This window comes from Paenibacillus thiaminolyticus (genome assembly GCF_003591545.1).
GTDB lineage: Bacteria > Bacillota > Bacilli > Paenibacillales > Paenibacillaceae > Paenibacillus_B > Paenibacillus_B thiaminolyticus_A.
Window position 1 is genome coordinate 419,872 of record NZ_QYZD01000001.1, and the last position, 15,533, is coordinate 435,404.

Annotated in this window: 14 protein-coding genes; 10 read left to right on the forward strand and 4 right to left on the reverse strand. The window is 56.5% G+C overall.

The window, feature by feature from the left end:
- Positions 1 to 63 precede the first annotated feature (63 nt).
- The 4 genes from DQX05_RS02065 to nadE all read left to right on the forward strand — a co-directional run bounded on the left by DQX05_RS02065 (position 64) and on the right by nadE (position 4,284).
- On the forward strand, positions 64 to 1,809 hold the full coding sequence (locus tag DQX05_RS02065; protein ID WP_119790421.1) for an ATP-binding protein: 1,746 nt from the start codon (positions 64 to 66) through the stop codon (positions 1,807 to 1,809).
- 33 nt (positions 1,810 to 1,842) lie between these two features.
- Positions 1,843 to 2,619, forward strand: a complete 777-nt coding sequence (locus DQX05_RS02070; RefSeq protein ID WP_119790423.1) for a hypothetical protein — start codon at positions 1,843 to 1,845, stop codon at positions 2,617 to 2,619.
- A gap of 327 nt (positions 2,620 to 2,946) precedes the next feature.
- On the forward strand, positions 2,947 to 3,381 hold the full coding sequence (locus DQX05_RS02075; protein WP_119790425.1) for a BrxA/BrxB family bacilliredoxin: 435 nt from the start codon (positions 2,947 to 2,949) through the stop codon (positions 3,379 to 3,381).
- A 93-nt stretch (positions 3,382 to 3,474) separates the two neighbouring features.
- Positions 3,475 to 4,284 (forward strand): ammonia-dependent NAD(+) synthetase, encoded by an 810-nt coding sequence (gene nadE, locus DQX05_RS02080; RefSeq protein WP_087443992.1) that lies wholly within the window; start codon positions 3,475 to 3,477, stop codon positions 4,282 to 4,284.
- 879 nt (positions 4,285 to 5,163) lie between these two features.
- Here nadE and DQX05_RS02085 read toward each other — a convergent pair.
- Entirely contained in the window at positions 5,164 to 6,519 is a 1,356-nt protein-coding gene (locus tag DQX05_RS02085) for a Na+/H+ antiporter NhaC family protein (RefSeq protein ID WP_119790427.1), read from the reverse strand.
- Positions 6,520 to 6,552: 33 nt separating this feature from the next.
- Entirely contained in the window at positions 6,553 to 7,410 is an 858-nt protein-coding gene (locus DQX05_RS02090) for an alpha/beta hydrolase family protein (protein ID WP_119790429.1), read from the reverse strand.
- Between the two features lie 173 nt (positions 7,411 to 7,583).
- Here DQX05_RS02090 and DQX05_RS02095 point away from each other — a divergent pair, with 173 nt between their 5' ends.
- From DQX05_RS02095 to DQX05_RS02105, 3 genes are read left to right on the forward strand one after another with little or no spacing between them, the layout of a single operon-like run.
- Positions 7,584 to 7,970, forward strand: a complete 387-nt coding sequence (locus DQX05_RS02095) for a GntR family transcriptional regulator (RefSeq protein WP_119790431.1) — start codon at positions 7,584 to 7,586, stop codon at positions 7,968 to 7,970.
- The gene (locus DQX05_RS02100; protein WP_119790433.1) at positions 7,967 to 8,842 is read left to right on the forward strand and encodes an ABC transporter ATP-binding protein; all 876 of its coding nucleotides are present in this window, start codon (positions 7,967 to 7,969) and stop codon (positions 8,840 to 8,842) included. The genes DQX05_RS02095 and DQX05_RS02100 overlap by 4 nt, the downstream gene beginning before the upstream one ends.
- The gene (locus DQX05_RS02105; protein ID WP_119790435.1) at positions 8,832 to 9,833 is read left to right on the forward strand and encodes an acetoin ABC transporter permease; all 1,002 of its coding nucleotides are present in this window, start codon (positions 8,832 to 8,834) and stop codon (positions 9,831 to 9,833) included. Before DQX05_RS02100 ends, DQX05_RS02105 begins: the two co-directional genes overlap by 11 nt.
- Before the next feature lie 58 nt (positions 9,834 to 9,891).
- Here the strand turns inward: DQX05_RS02105 and bioA are convergent, their stop codons facing one another.
- Positions 9,892 to 11,250: an adenosylmethionine--8-amino-7-oxononanoate transaminase gene (bioA, locus tag DQX05_RS02110; protein WP_119790436.1), complete on the reverse strand. Its 1,359-nt coding sequence runs from the start codon at positions 11,248 to 11,250 to the stop codon at positions 9,892 to 9,894.
- 332 nt (positions 11,251 to 11,582) lie between these two features.
- Between bioA and DQX05_RS02115 the strand changes: the two genes are divergently transcribed.
- From DQX05_RS02115 to acpS, 3 genes are all read left to right on the forward strand, one after another.
- Complete coding sequence (locus tag DQX05_RS02115; RefSeq protein ID WP_182914582.1) at positions 11,583 to 12,536, forward strand: ABC transporter ATP-binding protein; 954 nt, start codon at positions 11,583 to 11,585, stop codon at positions 12,534 to 12,536.
- The gene (locus tag DQX05_RS02120; protein ID WP_119790440.1) at positions 12,533 to 13,339 is read left to right on the forward strand and encodes an ABC transporter permease; all 807 of its coding nucleotides are present in this window, start codon (positions 12,533 to 12,535) and stop codon (positions 13,337 to 13,339) included. Before DQX05_RS02115 ends, DQX05_RS02120 begins: the two co-directional genes overlap by 4 nt.
- A gap of 197 nt (positions 13,340 to 13,536) precedes the next feature.
- Positions 13,537 to 13,941, forward strand: coding sequence for a holo-ACP synthase (gene acpS, locus DQX05_RS02125; RefSeq protein WP_119790442.1), 405 nt, complete (start codon positions 13,537 to 13,539; stop codon positions 13,939 to 13,941).
- A gap of 165 nt (positions 13,942 to 14,106) precedes the next feature.
- On the opposite strand, the gene DQX05_RS02130 is transcribed toward acpS, so the two are convergent.
- Positions 14,107 to 15,504 (reverse strand): ABC transporter substrate-binding protein, encoded by a 1,398-nt coding sequence (locus tag DQX05_RS02130; protein ID WP_182914583.1) that lies wholly within the window; start codon positions 15,502 to 15,504, stop codon positions 14,107 to 14,109.
- Positions 15,505 to 15,533 lie beyond the last annotated feature (29 nt).

Consider the following 15,533-nt stretch of genomic DNA (forward strand, 5'->3'; position numbering starts at 1 on the left):
TGTCAAACTTGGCCATTTATGTTTTAATCAATGCATTCCATAACATGCCAGAGGAGAGAAATCATGTACATCGCTTTGAAGGAAACCCTTCTGCAAGTTCTGATTGCTTGTATTCCGGCGTTCGCCTGCCAGCTGTGTTCCATTCGGTCGGCGCGGCCGCTGCTGACTCGGCTTGCTGTTGGAGCGGCTTCCGTGATTTCCGTGTTTCTGTGCATCCTGTTCTCCTTCCAACATGCGGAGGCTTCACAGCCATTCGATTTTCGGCTGATTCCTTTTATGCTGGGCGTGCTATACGGCGGATACCGCATCGGATTGGTTATGGTGGCCCTCTATACCGTTTTTATTATCGCTTTTCCACTATATCAACCGGCGGGGAACCAATGGGGAGATGCCCTGATTTATTTAACCCCGCTATTGTTTATTACGATTAACAAATTTCGTCAGTCCGGCTTGCGAATGCGGCTTGCCATCATTCTTTCCTTCTCGCTGCTCGGCATGCTCGTCTACAGCATTGTCTACGCAGCGTATCTCTGGACCGATCCGGTTGAGAGAGAGGCGGGGGCCTTAGGCTTGTCCTGTCTCGTTTTATTCGGCATCGTGTTTCTGCTTACCGCGTGCTTGGTGCTGTATATGATGGAAGGCACGAGGGAGAAGACGTTCCTGCAGCAGGGATACCGAATTGTCTCCCGTCAATACCGGGAGGAGGTCGAGAAGCTCAAGCAGATTCTCAATACGGCTCCGCTCTGCGTCATTGCCATCGATGCGGATACCCGCATCACTGCCCTCAACGACATGATGATCGAAGGGATCCAGCTGCAGGTTCCCGGCGTGACGAGAGCGCAATTAATGGGGCGTCCACTGCGGGATTTGCTGCACAAGATGGGAGATGAGCCGAATAAGTTTATTATCCTTCAATGGGCTTTGCAAAAAGGGGCCGTCGAAGGCGAGGTCGCTCGACTTGGTGAACGCGACTACTACATTCTGGCCAAGTCCATCTACAGTCAAGAGACCGGGGAAATTGTCGGCGCGGTAGGCATGGCCCATGATGTGACCGAGCTGTCCAAGCTGCGCGCCGAGATCGGCAACATGGAGCGGCTGCATCTGGTTGGCCAGATGGCTGCCAGCATTACGCACGAGATCCGCAATCCGATGGCGGTCATTCGCGGGTTCATGCAATTGATCCAAGAGAAGAGTCCCGACAATATGAAGGACTATTACCGGATTGTGATGGACGAGATCGACCGGGCCAACGGAATCATCAACGATTTTCTGGCGCTGGCGCAGAACCGCATCGTGGAGAAGGAAATGGTCCATCTGCACGATATTATGAAGCAGCTGTCGCCGCTGCTGTGGGCGGACGCCAACCTGCGCGGCCAGGAGGTTGTCTATCAATTGGGCGAGAATATTCCGGAGCTGTATTTGGATACGAAGGAAATGAAGCAGCTTATTCTGAATTTGTCGCGCAATGCGCTGGAATCGATGGAGTCGATGGAGAAGCGGGGGACATTAACGATCACGACCCGTGCCGTGCCCCAAGGCGTGCAACTGCTTGTAAGCGATACCGGGACAGGAATTCCAGATTCCGTCTTGGAAAAGCTGTTCGAGCCGTTCTATACGACCAAATCGAAAGGGACCGGACTCGGCTTGCCGCTCTGCTTGAGCATCGTCGAAAGGCATGAAGGAACGATCGAGATTGATACGTCGGAGAGAGGGACCACGTTCATCGTCACCTTCCATATCGATCCGAAGCGGCGGAGAGAACCGCGTGAGAAGGAACAATATCCGCAGGAAGCGTTGAACGCGCTCTAATCGTCAGCTATCATAGATGAGGGAGGTGGGCGTGTGAACGTAATCCAGATTGGCAGCTTAACGATCAACGGCGATTTGCTGGCAAGCTTTGCGTCCTTCCTGATCGCGGCGCTCGTCATCTCGCTCCGGGTCCGCATGCACAAGGGAGTGAATCGCCGCTATGCGGACTGGGCCTACGGGGTCGCCTTCATCTGCATGTTGAATGCGAAGTTCGGCTTCCTGTGGGATGCGCCGTCGATTCTATGGGAACAGCCCCGCACGCTGTTATTTCTGAGCGGCACGTCCGCGAACGGCAATGTGCTGCTTGTACTCGGCCTCATCGTCTGGACGACCATATACATGAGACGGAACGGTTTATCGTATCCGGTGCTATCGGATTTGCTCGCCTATGGGCTGCTGGCATTCCTCGCGGCTTATGGCTGGCTGTACGCGCTGCAGGATGGCGCGGCCCCGGGATATACGGCGCTGCCGATGCCCAGCGGCATTTTGCCCAGAGGCCTGCCGCCTGTCGAGTCCATGATCGCCCTGCTTTTGCTGGCGGGAATATGGATGAGGCGGCGTCCGCCCGGCAGCTTGTCGGATGCGCAGTGGACCTTCGTCCCCGTAGGGGCGTTCGGCATGCTTGCCAGCTTCGTGAAGACTCACGAGACGATATGGATGGGACTCGCCCCTGAACAATGGCTGTGCGTTGTCCTGCTGGCTGCCGGATATATGGTTGTTCGGCACCGGGAGAAGACCGACACGGACTCGGAGACGGGAACGGGGACGGACACACCGCCTGAGCGCTCCCCGGACATGGAGGAAGGATAGGCTCTTCTGCTGGTGCGCATACTAGATGCGAGACTGCATGAAGGAGGCCTATGGAGATGCAAGAGAGTCATTCCAAGGAGCAAAAGCAGCAGGAACAAGCCAACCGCACAGCCGACACACGCGGCAAAATACCGGTTGACAAAAAGCTGGAAGGGCCGAACCGTCCGTCCACATAAGCGCTAAAGGCGCAAGATAAGGGAAAGCCGCTCCGGAAGGAACGGCTTTCCCTTGCTTTACTCCTGTGCAAATGGTTAAAATATTAACGATAGCACTATCTGGTGACGTCTATCGGGGTAATTATTTAACGGGTTAGGAGTGAAGTGAAGAATGTCTATGTCTTTTGAGCAATATATGCGCGATATGGTGCAGCCGATGCGCAACGAATTGACATCAATTGGCTTCGAAGAATTGCGGACGCCGGAAGAGGTGGAAGCGAAGCTGCCGACGGCGAAGGGAACCGCGCTTGTAGTCGTGAACTCCGTGTGCGGCTGTGCGGCGGGACAATGCCGTCCAGGCGTGCGCACAGCGTTGGAGCATGAAGTGACGCCGGATCATTTGTTCACCGTCTTTGCAGGGCAGGACAAAGAAGCTACGGCACAAGCGCGCGAATACTTTGCGCCGTATCCGCCGTCTTCCCCATCCATCGCCTTGATGAAGGATGGCAAATTGGTGCATTTTATCGAACGCCACAGCGTAGAAGACCGCTCTGCCGAGCAGATTGCAGCGGATCTGACAGCAGCATTTGATCGCCACTGCCGCTAATGCGCAGTCTCATCCCCGCGTTGCTCTGATGCGGGGATGTTTCCATAAATACGATCAGATCGTTAACAGGATGGATCGAAGGGAGATATCCAGATGAGCCTACAAGAGGAAATCATCAGCCGGTTCGGAGTCAAGCCCCAAATCGATGCAGATGCCGAAATCCGCAGACGTGTTGATTTTTTGAAGCAGTATGTGACCAATGCAGGCGCGAAAGGGCTGCTGATCGCCATTAGCGGCGGAATCGACAGCGCGGTCGCCGCCGGCTTGTGCAAGCGCGCCACTGACGAGCTGTCTGCGGAATCTGGCCAGGAGTACATGACGCTGGGCGTGTTCCAGCCTTATGGGGAGCAGGTTGACATTGCGGACAGCTATGCCGTCGCGGAAGCATTTCAGTTGAAGCATACCGTCGAGACCAACATCGAAGAGGCGGTGAACGAGGTTGCGCTTGAGGTCGAGCAGGGCTTCAAGGGGCTCGGTCAACCGCGGCATATCAGCATTCCTGGCAAAGGGAACATCAAAGCACGAATTCGAATGGTCGCCCAATATGCACTGGCGTTCGACCTGAACCTGATCGTCGTCGGTACGGACCATGCATCCGAAGCGTTGACCGGCTTCTACACCAAATGGGGCGACGGAGCCGTAGACATCACTCCGCTGTCCTCCCTGAACAAGCGTCAAATTCGCCAGCTTGCCGAACGGCTTGGCGTCCCGCGCAGCGTCATCGACAAAGTGCCGACCGCCGGCCTCTGGGAGGGGCAGACCGACGAGAAAGAGCTGGGTGTCTCCTACGAGCACAACAGCGACTACCTGGAGGGCAAGCCGGTTCCTGCCGACGTTCAAGCGAAGCTCGAACAGCACTATCGCAAAACCGAGCACAAACGCGCCCCGATTCCTGGAATCTAACCGTCATTCAAAATAGGCCAGGCCCAGACCTGCCATATTCGCGTTTGATCGAAGAAGACAAGCACATGAACCGTGCTTGTCTTTTTTTATATCTTAAGAAACCGGTGCAAGCAAGCTCGAGCTATGCCGAACGCGGAGCTCGCTCCCTCTGCTTAGAGAACACTGGCTCTCCTTAGTATATCGTGGTTTCTTCCCTTTCCGTCACCTTACTTTGAATAAGAAGAAGACATCTCTTTCAGGGGCGGGGGGAAAGTATGTTTTCAAGGCCTTTTGCTCAATATCCCCATGACTCATAAAAGAAGAGAGGAACGGCTTGCTTGCGGTGAAATTTTAGGAGGAGACCGTGTTTTGGAAAAGGAGCAGAAAACATACATCCTGGCATCCCCTGCAATCAGACGTCTCTTCCAAATGAAAAAAATAACATATCCAACAGACAGAGAAGCCGTTAACCGAACCGGACAGCACCGCAATATCGAGAAGCAGCAATTGTATTATGAGCAAAGGGGATAGTGACGAAAAGGGCCAAAAAGAGATGCTGTCCAATATCCAATCCCCCCAAGAATAACTCCCAACAATCACCCTGGAAGCTGGCGAGCCGGTAAGCCGCTATCAAATATGAGCAAAGGGGATAGCGGCGTAAAGGTATTGGGGAGAGCCGCGACGGTGGGACGAGGGGGGCCGGGACGACAGCGACAGGACGACGGCGACAGATGACGGCGACGGGACGACGGTGACAAGACGACGGCGGCAGGACGACGGCGACGGAACGGCCGAAACCAGAAGCTGCCCGACCCAGAAAGGATTCGTCCTGACCAAGGGAAGAGCCGCTGTGGCGGCAGTATAAGCCCTGACGCCCCGTCGGCGGCTATTCTTGTTCGTTCAGCCAGATAGTGTTTGGCTGCATTGCGCTGCACTTCGCTTCCGCCCGATCAGGAAGGAGACGAGCCACGTGCACAGCGGCAGTATCCATAGAAATACGGCAAAGGGCGCGTATTGATGAACAGGCACATTTAGAATCGTGGCGCAGAGGACGGCCAGCATATTCCACGGAATCAGGGCAGCGAGGACGAGCGCCGTATCGGCGACGATGCGGGAGAGCTGCGCTGGCGGGAAGCGGGTGGTCCACAGCGGCAGCACGCTCCGGCCTGACATCATGATGGGCAGAGTCTGCGTGCAGGAGACTAGCGCCAAGATGAAGCCGAATAAGCCGATGCGCGCGGTGGCTCCGGGCAGGGACGGCTTCGCTCCCAAAAAGGAGGCCATATACGGCTCCAGGGTGCGCGTCGACTCCAGTATGCCGTTGAATGCGCCGGCCATCGCAATCAGCAGGACGAGGTCGACCATATTCAGCACGCCCTTCGTATGCAGCGAGGGCAGTGAGGCATGGTCATATCCCCACAGCAAGCCGTTCCACCATGTCAGCGGATTGGCGCCCTGGAGCCAGGTGCCGAGAAGGAGCGCAGTCACAATGGAGAGCAGGAAGGCGTAACGCGTCTTGAGCCGGAACAAGATCGCTGCGACCAGAACGAGAGCGGGCAGCATCAGCAGCGGGTGAAAAGCAAAGGCATCGCGATAGGCTTCCATCTGCAATGCCTCGGCCGGAACGACCCACGCTCCCGTCCAGTCGAACAAGGCGAAGACGGCCGTAGCCGCGCCCAGACCGAGCAGGGTTGTGGGCAGCATCGCCCGGGCCTGGAGCCGGACGGGGGTTCCCGTCGAATCGGCGACCAAGCGGTGGGCGCTGGAGAAGGGGGAGGTGCGATCGCCGACGAACGCACCGGATACGAGTGCCCCGGCCATAAGGGGCAGCGGTACGCCAGCCATCGCCGCGACTCCCATCATCGGAATGCCTATCGCGCTCAAAGTCCCCGTCGAGGTACCCAGCAGCATGGAAAACAGAGCCGACAACCAGAAGGTGAGCGTCGTCATCCAAGCCGGATGGATCCCCGATAGTCCCTGTTCGATTAGATAAGGGATGGTTCCGCTGAGCGTCCAGGCCGGAATCATCAGGCCGACCATGAGCAAAATCCAGACGACTTCCATCGTATGGAGGGCGCCGGCACGCATATAGCGAAGCAGGTCGGGCCAGGGATGGCCCTGCTTGCGCGAGAAGAGGGCAAGCACAAGGAAGCCGGCAGCAAAGCCGGCAATATGCGGCAGACCGAGCAGATAGGCAGCGGTAAGACCGCCTATCGTCGTTAGGACCGACACAGCGAGCTGGCGCGGGGTCAACATAAGTACACAGCATCTCCTGTCTATGTGTGAAAATTAGCGGGCGCCCAGCCACTGAACGGTTGCTTCAATGGCGGCTTCCAGCTCCGGTGTCGTGCCTTGGAAAGGATGGACCGTGTTGAAGGTATGGCCGCCCCCTTCGATCGTGATCCATTCCGCTTCCGGATAGTTGGCGACCAGACGGGCCGAGCCGTCTCGAAAGCCGGGCAGATCGTCCGAGCCCTGGATGAGCGCCAGAGGGAAGCGGGCATTGCGCACGCGATGAATCAGGTCATATTTATCGCGATTGGCTTCCAGGTCGTCCAGCAGCAGGCGGGACAACGGAAGCGCTTCGCCCGTGCGAGCGTTAAGGACCTTGGATTCCCCCTTATCCCGCATTTCCTGCTTCTGCTCCGCGGAGAATAAATCCATATTCGTCACGCCATTCCACGTAAGCACGCCTGCGATGCGCTCGGGATGCTCCAGCGCATACAGCAGGCAGCTTGCCCCGCCCCGGCTGTGGCCGAGCAGATACAGCGGCATCTCCTTCGAGTAAGGGAAGATTCCTCCTTGGGCAGCCAGCCATTGCGGGAATTCGGGGGAACGAACCCAAGCGAGCAGCATGGCAAGGTCGGTCTGTTCCTCTCCGTACGTATTGAGCGCGAACCGCTCCGGCTGATCGAAGCGGTCAAGCGAAGAGCCGACGCCATTATGTGAAAAATTAAATGTTATCGTCAGCAGCCCGCTGCGATTGGCGATCTGCTCCGCCGCATAAGGGAACATTCCCCAATCCTTAAATCCTTTGTATCCGTGAGCAATGAGGAGCACCGCCGGACACTGCGGTTGCGCAGGCAGAAAGACGTCCCCGCGCAGAATGCGGCCGTCCTGTCCTGAATAGGTGAATCCATATTTCAATCTAGCCAACCTCCTTGCTTTCCATCTTATTTTTCCCCATTGTACCATACCCCTGAATTGGAGCAGAATGTCATTTTCATATTGACAGCAATATCTATTGTCGTGTACCATGTGTACTAGTCTTTATAATACACTTTAAGTTTTGGTTCGATCAGCAGAAAGGGAGGGTGTCCATGTTTCGCCTGCAAGAGCAGAGCGCTTCGCCGATATATGAGCAGATTGTGGACCAGATGAAAGCGCTCGTCGCGACGGGAGCGCTGGAAGCGGGAGAGAAGGTGCCTTCGGTACGCGAGCTGTCCGCCATGCTGTTGGTTAATCCGAATACGGTCAGCAAGGCTTATCAGGAGCTCGAACGGCAAGGGGTGATTGTGACGATGCGGGGCAAAGGCACGTTTGTCGCGGAATCGGCGTCTCCCGGCATGGCGGAGGAACGGATGAAGAAGCTGAGAGAGGACGTCAAGCGCGTCGCCCTGGAAGCGAAGCATCTCGGACTGGAACCGTCCAGCCTGCGGGACATGGTCGAGCAGGCATGTCATGAATGGTGGAGGGAAGAATCATGATGCAAGTGGAGGCTGTGCATAAATCGATTGACGGCAAGCCTGTCCTGCGAGGCGTCAGCTTCAGCATCGAGCCGGGGCGCATCGTCGGGCTTATGGGCCGGAACGGGACCGGCAAGACGACGCTGTTGCGGACGATGGTCGGCATCTATAGCCCGGATCAGGGAAGCGTCGCTTTTGACGGGATTAGCGTTCACCGCTATCCGGAGCTGAAGCGGGATATTGTCTTTGTCCCGGATGCGCCGACGGCGCTGGAATCGTATACGATTCGGGAATGCGCCAGCTGGTACGCGCAAATTTACCCGAATTTTGATCTTTTTTATTTTACGGAGGCCATGAAAAACTTCAAGCTCCCGCTGAACAAGCGGGTACGCTCGTTGTCGAAGGGAATGAAGATGCTGTTCAGCACGGCCCTCGGGTTGGCTACGAAAGCGCGGCTGATTCTATTCGACGAGCCGACGAACGGGATAGACGCGATAGCGAAGAAGCAGCTGTTAAGTCTGATCGTCGGATCGCTGGGCGAAGAGTCTTCCATCCTCATCTCATCGCATATGCTGCACGAGTTGGACCGCATCGCTGATACGGTCGTCCTGCTGCGGGAAGGACGGACCGAGGATGTGTGGGAGCTGGAGCAGCTGCGGCAGCAAATCAAGAAGCTGCAGATCGTGTTCGGCAAGCCGGAGCCGCCAGCCTGGCTCTATGAGCCGGAGGTGTTCGTTCTTCAGCAGGTTGGCCGCGTGTACACGGTGATTGTGGAATCGGAAGCTGCCTTGGAGGCGTTGAAGCGGGAGGAACCGATGCTCATCGACGAGCTCCCGCTCTCGCTGGATGATTGGTTCACATGGAAGTCGGGAGGTGACGGGGGTGCTGCATAATTGGTTTGTCCGGCCGCTGTGGCGGAAGGAGATTCGCCAGACATGGGGATTGCTCGGGTTAATGCTGCTGCTTGGGTTCTTTGCCGTATTGTTAACACATATGCAGCAATGGTGGTTCCAGACGCCGCAGTATATCCAGCATAATGCCTCGATATTCGACCGCGAGCCGGATAATGCGGTGAGGTGGGCGTTTTCCGAGAAGTATGCCTTTTTCCAGTTAGGTCTTACATTGATCTGCTTTTTGCTGGCTTTGTGGCAAATGGGCTATGAACGGCGCAGCCACATCAGCGAGTTGGGGTTCGCTTTGCCGTATCCCCGGTGGCTCATCTATGGCACCAAATGGATGGTCGGCGCAGCTTATATCATCTCGTCGGTGCTCGTGATCACCGTGCTGTACGCCGTCATGCTGTGGTCTTCTCCAGTCGGCTCTCATTTTCACGTCATGGACTTTATCAAGTACGCTTTCCATGTTATTTTTGCCGTCCTGTCGGTGTATACGTTTATGCTCTTCATCGGCTCCTTCACAGGCAGCTGGACCGCCCAGGCGGTGCTGACCTTTATTCTTTTCTGCATTTATGACTTTATGGTTTTGATGGTGCAGCAGCTTGCCTATGTTTTCTTTCTGGTTCTGATCTACCAGCACATGGATTTGAGCGGGACCGTATGGGAAAAATTAAATGTCCTGATCTGGATTACGGGAGAAACCGATCGGTATCCGTACGGATTCGTCGGCGTGTCCGCTCTGCTGCTGCTTGTCGCGGGTCTTGTCCTGTATAACCGCAATCCGCTGGAGAACAACGGCAAGCTGATCGTGTTTCCTTCGGGAGAGAAGGTGCTGATTGGGGGCTTCGTCCTGTGTTCCGCTCTGCTCGGCGGCAACATCGGCTCTGGCCTTTTCTACTCGGGCCGCTTGGGATATTTGATTGGGGCCGGGTTCTGTTTTGTGTTGGGATATCTGATTATCCGAACGCTGGCGCGGATTAGGCTGTAGCGGGCAGGATAATAGGGCGGGCGGGAGCTGATGAATCAAGCTCCCGCCCGCTTCGGCGTTAGCCGAGGACGCGGCGGAGCGCCCGCTCGGTGCGGGCGGCGATGTCGCGGACATCGTCCGGCTTGGCGCATAATGGAAGCCAATAGTAGAGGGTGTCCCCGAGCGGGCGGAGGATGAGTCCCTCCTCGAAGCCCGCCTCGTACATGGCCGCCCCGATGCGCCGCTCGGGCGGGAAGGGCTGGCGGCGTTCGGCATCCAGGTACAGGTCGAACGCCGCCACGAGCCCAAGCTGCCGCACATGGGCGACATGCGGCAGGCGGGCCAGGCCGCGCAGGGCATCCGCCAGCGCGGCAATGGTGTCCTGCGCCCGTTCGAGGACGCGTTCCTCCTCGAACAGGCGCAGCGAAGCCAACGCCACGGCGCACGCCACCGGATTGCCGGTGAAGCTGTGGCCGTGGAAAAAGGTCTTCGCCGCGTCATCGTCATAGAACGCGGCGTACAGCTCCTCGCGGCACAGCGTAGCCGCGAGCGGCATAACGCCGGCGGTCAGCCCCTTGCTGAGGCACAGGATATCGGGGCTGACCCCGGCATGCTCGCAGGCGAACATGACGCCTGTTCGCCCGAAGCCCGTCGCCACCTCGTCGGCGATGAGGTGGACGCCGTAGCGGCTGCACAGCTCGCGCACGCCCTGCAGATAGGCGGACGGCGTCATAATCATGCCGCCGGCTCCCTGCAGCATCGGCTCCACGATCAAGCCTGCGATCGTGTCGCCCTTCTGCTCGAACAGCTCGCGCACCGCGGCGAGCGCCCGAGCCGCCACCTCGCGTTCGCCATCGGCTCCCGCGGTGCGCGCCTGCCGCAGATCGGGCGCCGGCAGGCGGTGGCCGTGGAACAGCAGCGGCCGGAACAGCGCGTGGTAGCGATCGACGCCGCCCACGCTCACCGCGCCCAACGTGTCGCCATGATAGCTCCCGTCCAGGTAAGCGAACGTCGTCTTCTCCGTTCGCCCGGTATGCCGCCAATATTGGAACGACATTTTGAGCGCCACCTCGACGGCCGTCGAGCCGTTGTCGGAGTAGAACACCCGCGTCAGCCCTTCGGGTGTCAGGCGCACGAGCTGCTCGGCCAACTCGATGCCCGGCGCATGCGTCAGCCCGCTGAACATGATGTGATCGAACGCGTCAAGCTGATCGCGAATCGCCGCCTTGATGCGCGGATGGCCGTGCCCATGCAGATTGCACCACCAGGAGGATATCGTATCATAATACCGCCGTCCGTCCGCGTCATAGAGGAAGAGGCCTTCGGCCTTTTCGATCAGCACATGGTCGCGATCGGCGTAATCCTTCATTTGCGTAAAGGGATGCCACACATACGCCCGGTCCTTATCCAGCAATTGCTGCTTCCGGTTCTCTAGCATTGAACTCCAGCTCCTTCGTCTCCGGTATGTCCGTTAACTTCATTGCGTCTTTTGTGTAAACTATTTTTATTATATATAAGGTTAACAAATGATGGAGATTGAGACAACACCTTATCGGCCAACGGCAGGGGAGGTTGCTCCCGCGGCGGAGCGATTTCGGGAACTGTGGAACCGGCCCCTCTTGGCCTGCTCTTGGTCCGCTCCGCCCCTCGGTCTCTAGACCGAGACATAAATTGTTCCGCAGCATGAATACGATTTCAATCGGCGGACGCTTCAGGGGAAGAGGAACTCCATGTATGCTCATAGATAGAAGGATGAGGAGGGAGAAGCGGGTGGATCGGGTCGTATATGAGGTCGAACAAGTGAGCCAGCTTTATAAAAAAGGAAAGGTCAAGGCGAATATCGACATTTCGCTCCAGGTGCAGGAGGGCGAGATTTTGGGCGTGCTCGGTCCGAACGGCGCCGGCAAATCGACCTTGATCAACCAAATGATCGGGCATTTGAAGCCGACGTCGGGCTGCGTGCGATATGAAGGAATCGACGTCAGCCAGCATTCGAAGCGGATTGCGCAGCAGGTGGCCTATTATTCGCAGGAGCCGCATGTGCTGTCCTCGCTCCGGGCGCGCGAAGCGCTCGTATTCACCGGCCGGCTGCGGGGCATGGCCAAGGCGGAGGCCGAGCGGCAAGCCGAGGAGCTGCTGGATCTTATGGGGTTGGCTGATAAGGGAGGGAAGCTGCTGCGGCAGTTATCCGGCGGCCAGCGGCGAATGGTCGGTATCGGGACGGTCATGATCGACCGGCTGCCGGTGCTGATATTGGATGAGCCGACGAATGAGCTCGACCCGGCCAATCGGCGCCTGGTGTGGAATCTGATCAAGGAGCGCAATCAGCAGGGCGCTACCGTCATTCTCGTGACGCATAACGTGCTCGAGGCCGAGCAGGTTGTCGATCGGGTCGCGGTCATCAATCATGGCCGGCTGCTGGCGAACGATACGGTCGCGAAGCTGAAGCAGAAGGTCGATCAGCGCCTCAAGTTCGAGCTGACGACGGAATTCGGACGCCGCGAGGATACGGTGCAGGCGCTGGAACGCTGGGGGCAGCTGCACAGCAACGGAGAGAATCGGCTCATCCTGCTGGTGAACAAGGAGGATGCCAGTCAAGTGCTCGATTATATCGTGCATTCTCCGGAGTTGCCGATTGAGGAATACGCAGTGAAGCCGCCTAGCCTGGAGGATGTCTATTTTCATATTGATCAAAAGGTAGAGAAGGAGGTGGCGGGAGCATGAATCCGGCGATTACTCCACATCCGAATTCGGAAGCGGCATCCGCTCCGCTGCAAGGTCCGGGCCGCGCGCTAACCGAGCTGTCCATCCTGTTCCGCATTCAATTCGCCATTATTCGTGACAGTTGGGTATGGGTGCTGTTGATGGCGACGATGTTCCCATTAACGACGATGATGTTCATGACCTTCTTCATGGACAATCCGAGCGAAGAGATGATTACCCGCATCATTGCGGGCAACCTGATTTTCGGGATCATTGTGACGGGGATGAACAGCATGGGCCAGGAGATTTCATGGCAAAAGCATCAAGGCCACTTTACGTACTATGCCTCGCTCCCGATCTCCAAAATGAGCTTCGTCGCCGCCAACTTGTTGCGCGGCTTGATGAGCACGCTGCCGTCTACGGTCCTTTTGGCCGTCATCGGAAGCATCGGCTACGGCATCGCCTTCCAGCTGTCATGGGGGATGCCGCTCGTCATTATTTTGTCGCTCGCCAGCGTCGTCGGCATCGGGGTGTGCATCGGCTTCTGGTCGCCGAATCACCAGCTGACGAACATGGTCTGCCAGGTGCTCATGATGTTCATCACCTTCTTGTCCCCGGTTATGATGGACATGCAACAGCTTCCGCTGCCTCTGCAGTGGGTGTCGTATCTGTTCCCGACAACTTATGCGGCCGATGCAATGCGTACTGTGCTGCTGATTGGCTGGACCGATGGCGTCATGTGGAACTGTGTCGTCCTGCTCGCCTTCAGTATCGTCACCTTGTTCGTCATTAACAAGCTGGTGAAATGGCGGGTGAGCGAGTAGACGGCAGGACGTGGGCGGCTTCCCCGGAGGAAAGCAACCTGACGGGAACTAAGCTCACGGGAGCCGAACGGGCCATGCGGAATCGGATGCAACACACCAGCCCGCTATGCCGGAGGCGAACTTGCTTCTTACGGCTTCTCAGTTGTATGCTCTCTATATAAAATTCAAGCGTAACCGAAAAGAAGGGAAAGAGGTTCGTGATCTACGGTATCGGGCATGACATATTGGAGCTGGAGCGGGTTGCCCGCCTGTTGAAAGGCTCCAGCGGGGAGCGCTTCCTGCAGCGGATCTTGACTGCAGGCGAGCGGAAGGCCCTTGCGCAGCGGGAAGCGCGCCGGACGGAATGGGTAGCCGGCCGGTTCGCCGCGAAGGAAGCCGTCGTGAAGGCGTTCGGCACCGGAATCGGGCCGGAGATCGGCTTCCAGGATATCGAAGTATTGTCCGATGCGCGCGGCAAGCCGCATGCCCGTCTAAGCGAGGCGGCCTGGAGCCGGCTCGGCCTGTCCGGCGCTTCCTGCCGCATTCACGTCAGCATCTCCCATCAGCCAAGCCTCGCCTCGGCGCAGGCGATCGTAGAGCGGCTGCCGGACGGGGGGCATTGACATCCGGCCTGCTCCCGGTCAGAGCCGGAACGCAATGCGCCTGCGTCGCCGGATAGAGAGCATGATCCATGCTTCGAAGAGCGTCTTCTTGGCGGAACAGCCCCGTATCCTTATGCAAGGCACGGGGCTGTTCCATAACCGAAGAGGATGCAAATTAGGCGGTCGTTATTCGTTCAGGTAGGTGGTCACTTTGCTCTGGATGATACGCAGGACGTCATCAAGCGACTTCTGGCCGGCGAAGTAGGGAGCGATTTCAGTACGGAATATATCCAATATTTTGGGATCCCCGGACGATTTCTGATTTGCTTTCTCTGCAAGAGGCCGCATGCTCTCCAATTGCTCCGGTGTCACCGACACGGGCTCTTCTCCACGGGGTGTCGTTACGCTTCCGTTCTTCTTGACATCATCCAGCATACGATCGAACATCTCGTTGTACACCTGTTTGTTTATCGGCAGGCCAATCCTTGCAGGAGCTTGCTGCATTTCTTCGGACACGAGGAACTTCAAGAAATCCCACGCCTCTTGCTTCATGGCCGAGTTCGCGTTGAGCCCCAAATTCAGCAATGTCCGAAATGCTAATTCCTCGTTCTTGCCATCGAAAGAGGGCTGGCTGTATAATGTGCCGCTTAAAGCGAAAGACGTTGGATCCGAAATATAGGATGGAGAGAAAATAGTAAGTTTCATCTTTTCGGTAAAATCCTCCATACTCTGGATGTCGGTCTGGATGTCGGACATGCCGGCCCCAGCGAACCCTCTATCAAATATTTCCTTCACCTTCAAGATCAACCGGCGGGAATCATCGGAATCGAAGTAGGCTTTTTTGTTCTTTGAATCCACCAGCTGCGAATAATACAGACTGACTAACTCACTCGCCAAGTCTTCGGGCGAACTCTCACTGATGGCAGAAACATCGTTGCCAACCACTTGTCTTACTTGTTCCGTCGCTGTCAGGATATCGTCCCAGGACAGCGGCTCTTGAAGCTGTACTCCGCCCTGCTTCAGCAGTTCATCGTTGGCATTGAGCATTTCCAGTAAAAAATTGACCGGAAATGTATAGAGCCCGCCATCCAACTCTGTGCTTTTCCATATATTTTGGAAGTATTCATTTTTGTTAAAGTCTTGATCTTGATCCATCATGTCGTAGAGGTTGGCAAGCATGTTTTTTTCTTTATATTTGTCGACGGGAAGCTCTGTCGTGTCCAGGATATCCGGGCCCGCGCCCGACATCATCTCCGTATTGATGGTAGAGATATATTTCTCCTGGTCCTCCTTTGTTGGCATGGATATTTGTGCCATGTTGTTTCCCGTTTCTCTAATATCCAATTCTTGATATACTTTGTACACAATTTCAATATCGGGGTGCAACGCTTCGTATTTCTCCTTGGCGAAGTCGAGGAAGCGGTTTTGAGTCATCGTCGCTAGAACGATCTGCTTCTTGCCTGAGGAGTCGCCGGATGTTCCCTCCGATGTGCCGTTGCATGCCGACAGGAATAGCGACAAAATGGTGAAAGTACATACTATATAGGTGTTTATGTTCCTCTTTTTTATTCTCATGCTCATCATATTCTCCTCCTGCATATACGGTGGTTACG

Coding starts and splice junctions, on each gene's coding strand:
- DQX05_RS02075 (WP_119790425.1), top strand. CDS start 2,947: ATGTCTATGTCTTTTGAGCAATATATGCGCGATATGGTGCAGCCGATG.
- DQX05_RS02085 (WP_119790427.1), bottom strand. CDS start 6,519: ATGTTGACCCCGCGCCAGCTCGCTGTGTCGGTCCTAACGACGATAGGC.
- DQX05_RS02065 (WP_119790421.1), top strand. CDS start 64: ATGTACATCGCTTTGAAGGAAACCCTTCTGCAAGTTCTGATTGCTTGT.
- nadE (WP_087443992.1), top strand. CDS start 3,475: ATGAGCCTACAAGAGGAAATCATCAGCCGGTTCGGAGTCAAGCCCCAA.
- DQX05_RS02130 (WP_182914583.1), bottom strand. CDS start 15,504: ATGATGAGCATGAGAATAAAAAAGAGGAACATAAACACCTATATAGTA.
- DQX05_RS02120 (WP_119790440.1), top strand. CDS start 12,533: ATGAATCCGGCGATTACTCCACATCCGAATTCGGAAGCGGCATCCGCT.
- bioA (WP_119790436.1), bottom strand. CDS start 11,250: ATGCTAGAGAACCGGAAGCAGCAATTGCTGGATAAGGACCGGGCGTAT.
- DQX05_RS02095 (WP_119790431.1), top strand. CDS start 7,584: ATGTTTCGCCTGCAAGAGCAGAGCGCTTCGCCGATATATGAGCAGATT.
- DQX05_RS02100 (WP_119790433.1), top strand. CDS start 7,967: ATGATGCAAGTGGAGGCTGTGCATAAATCGATTGACGGCAAGCCTGTC.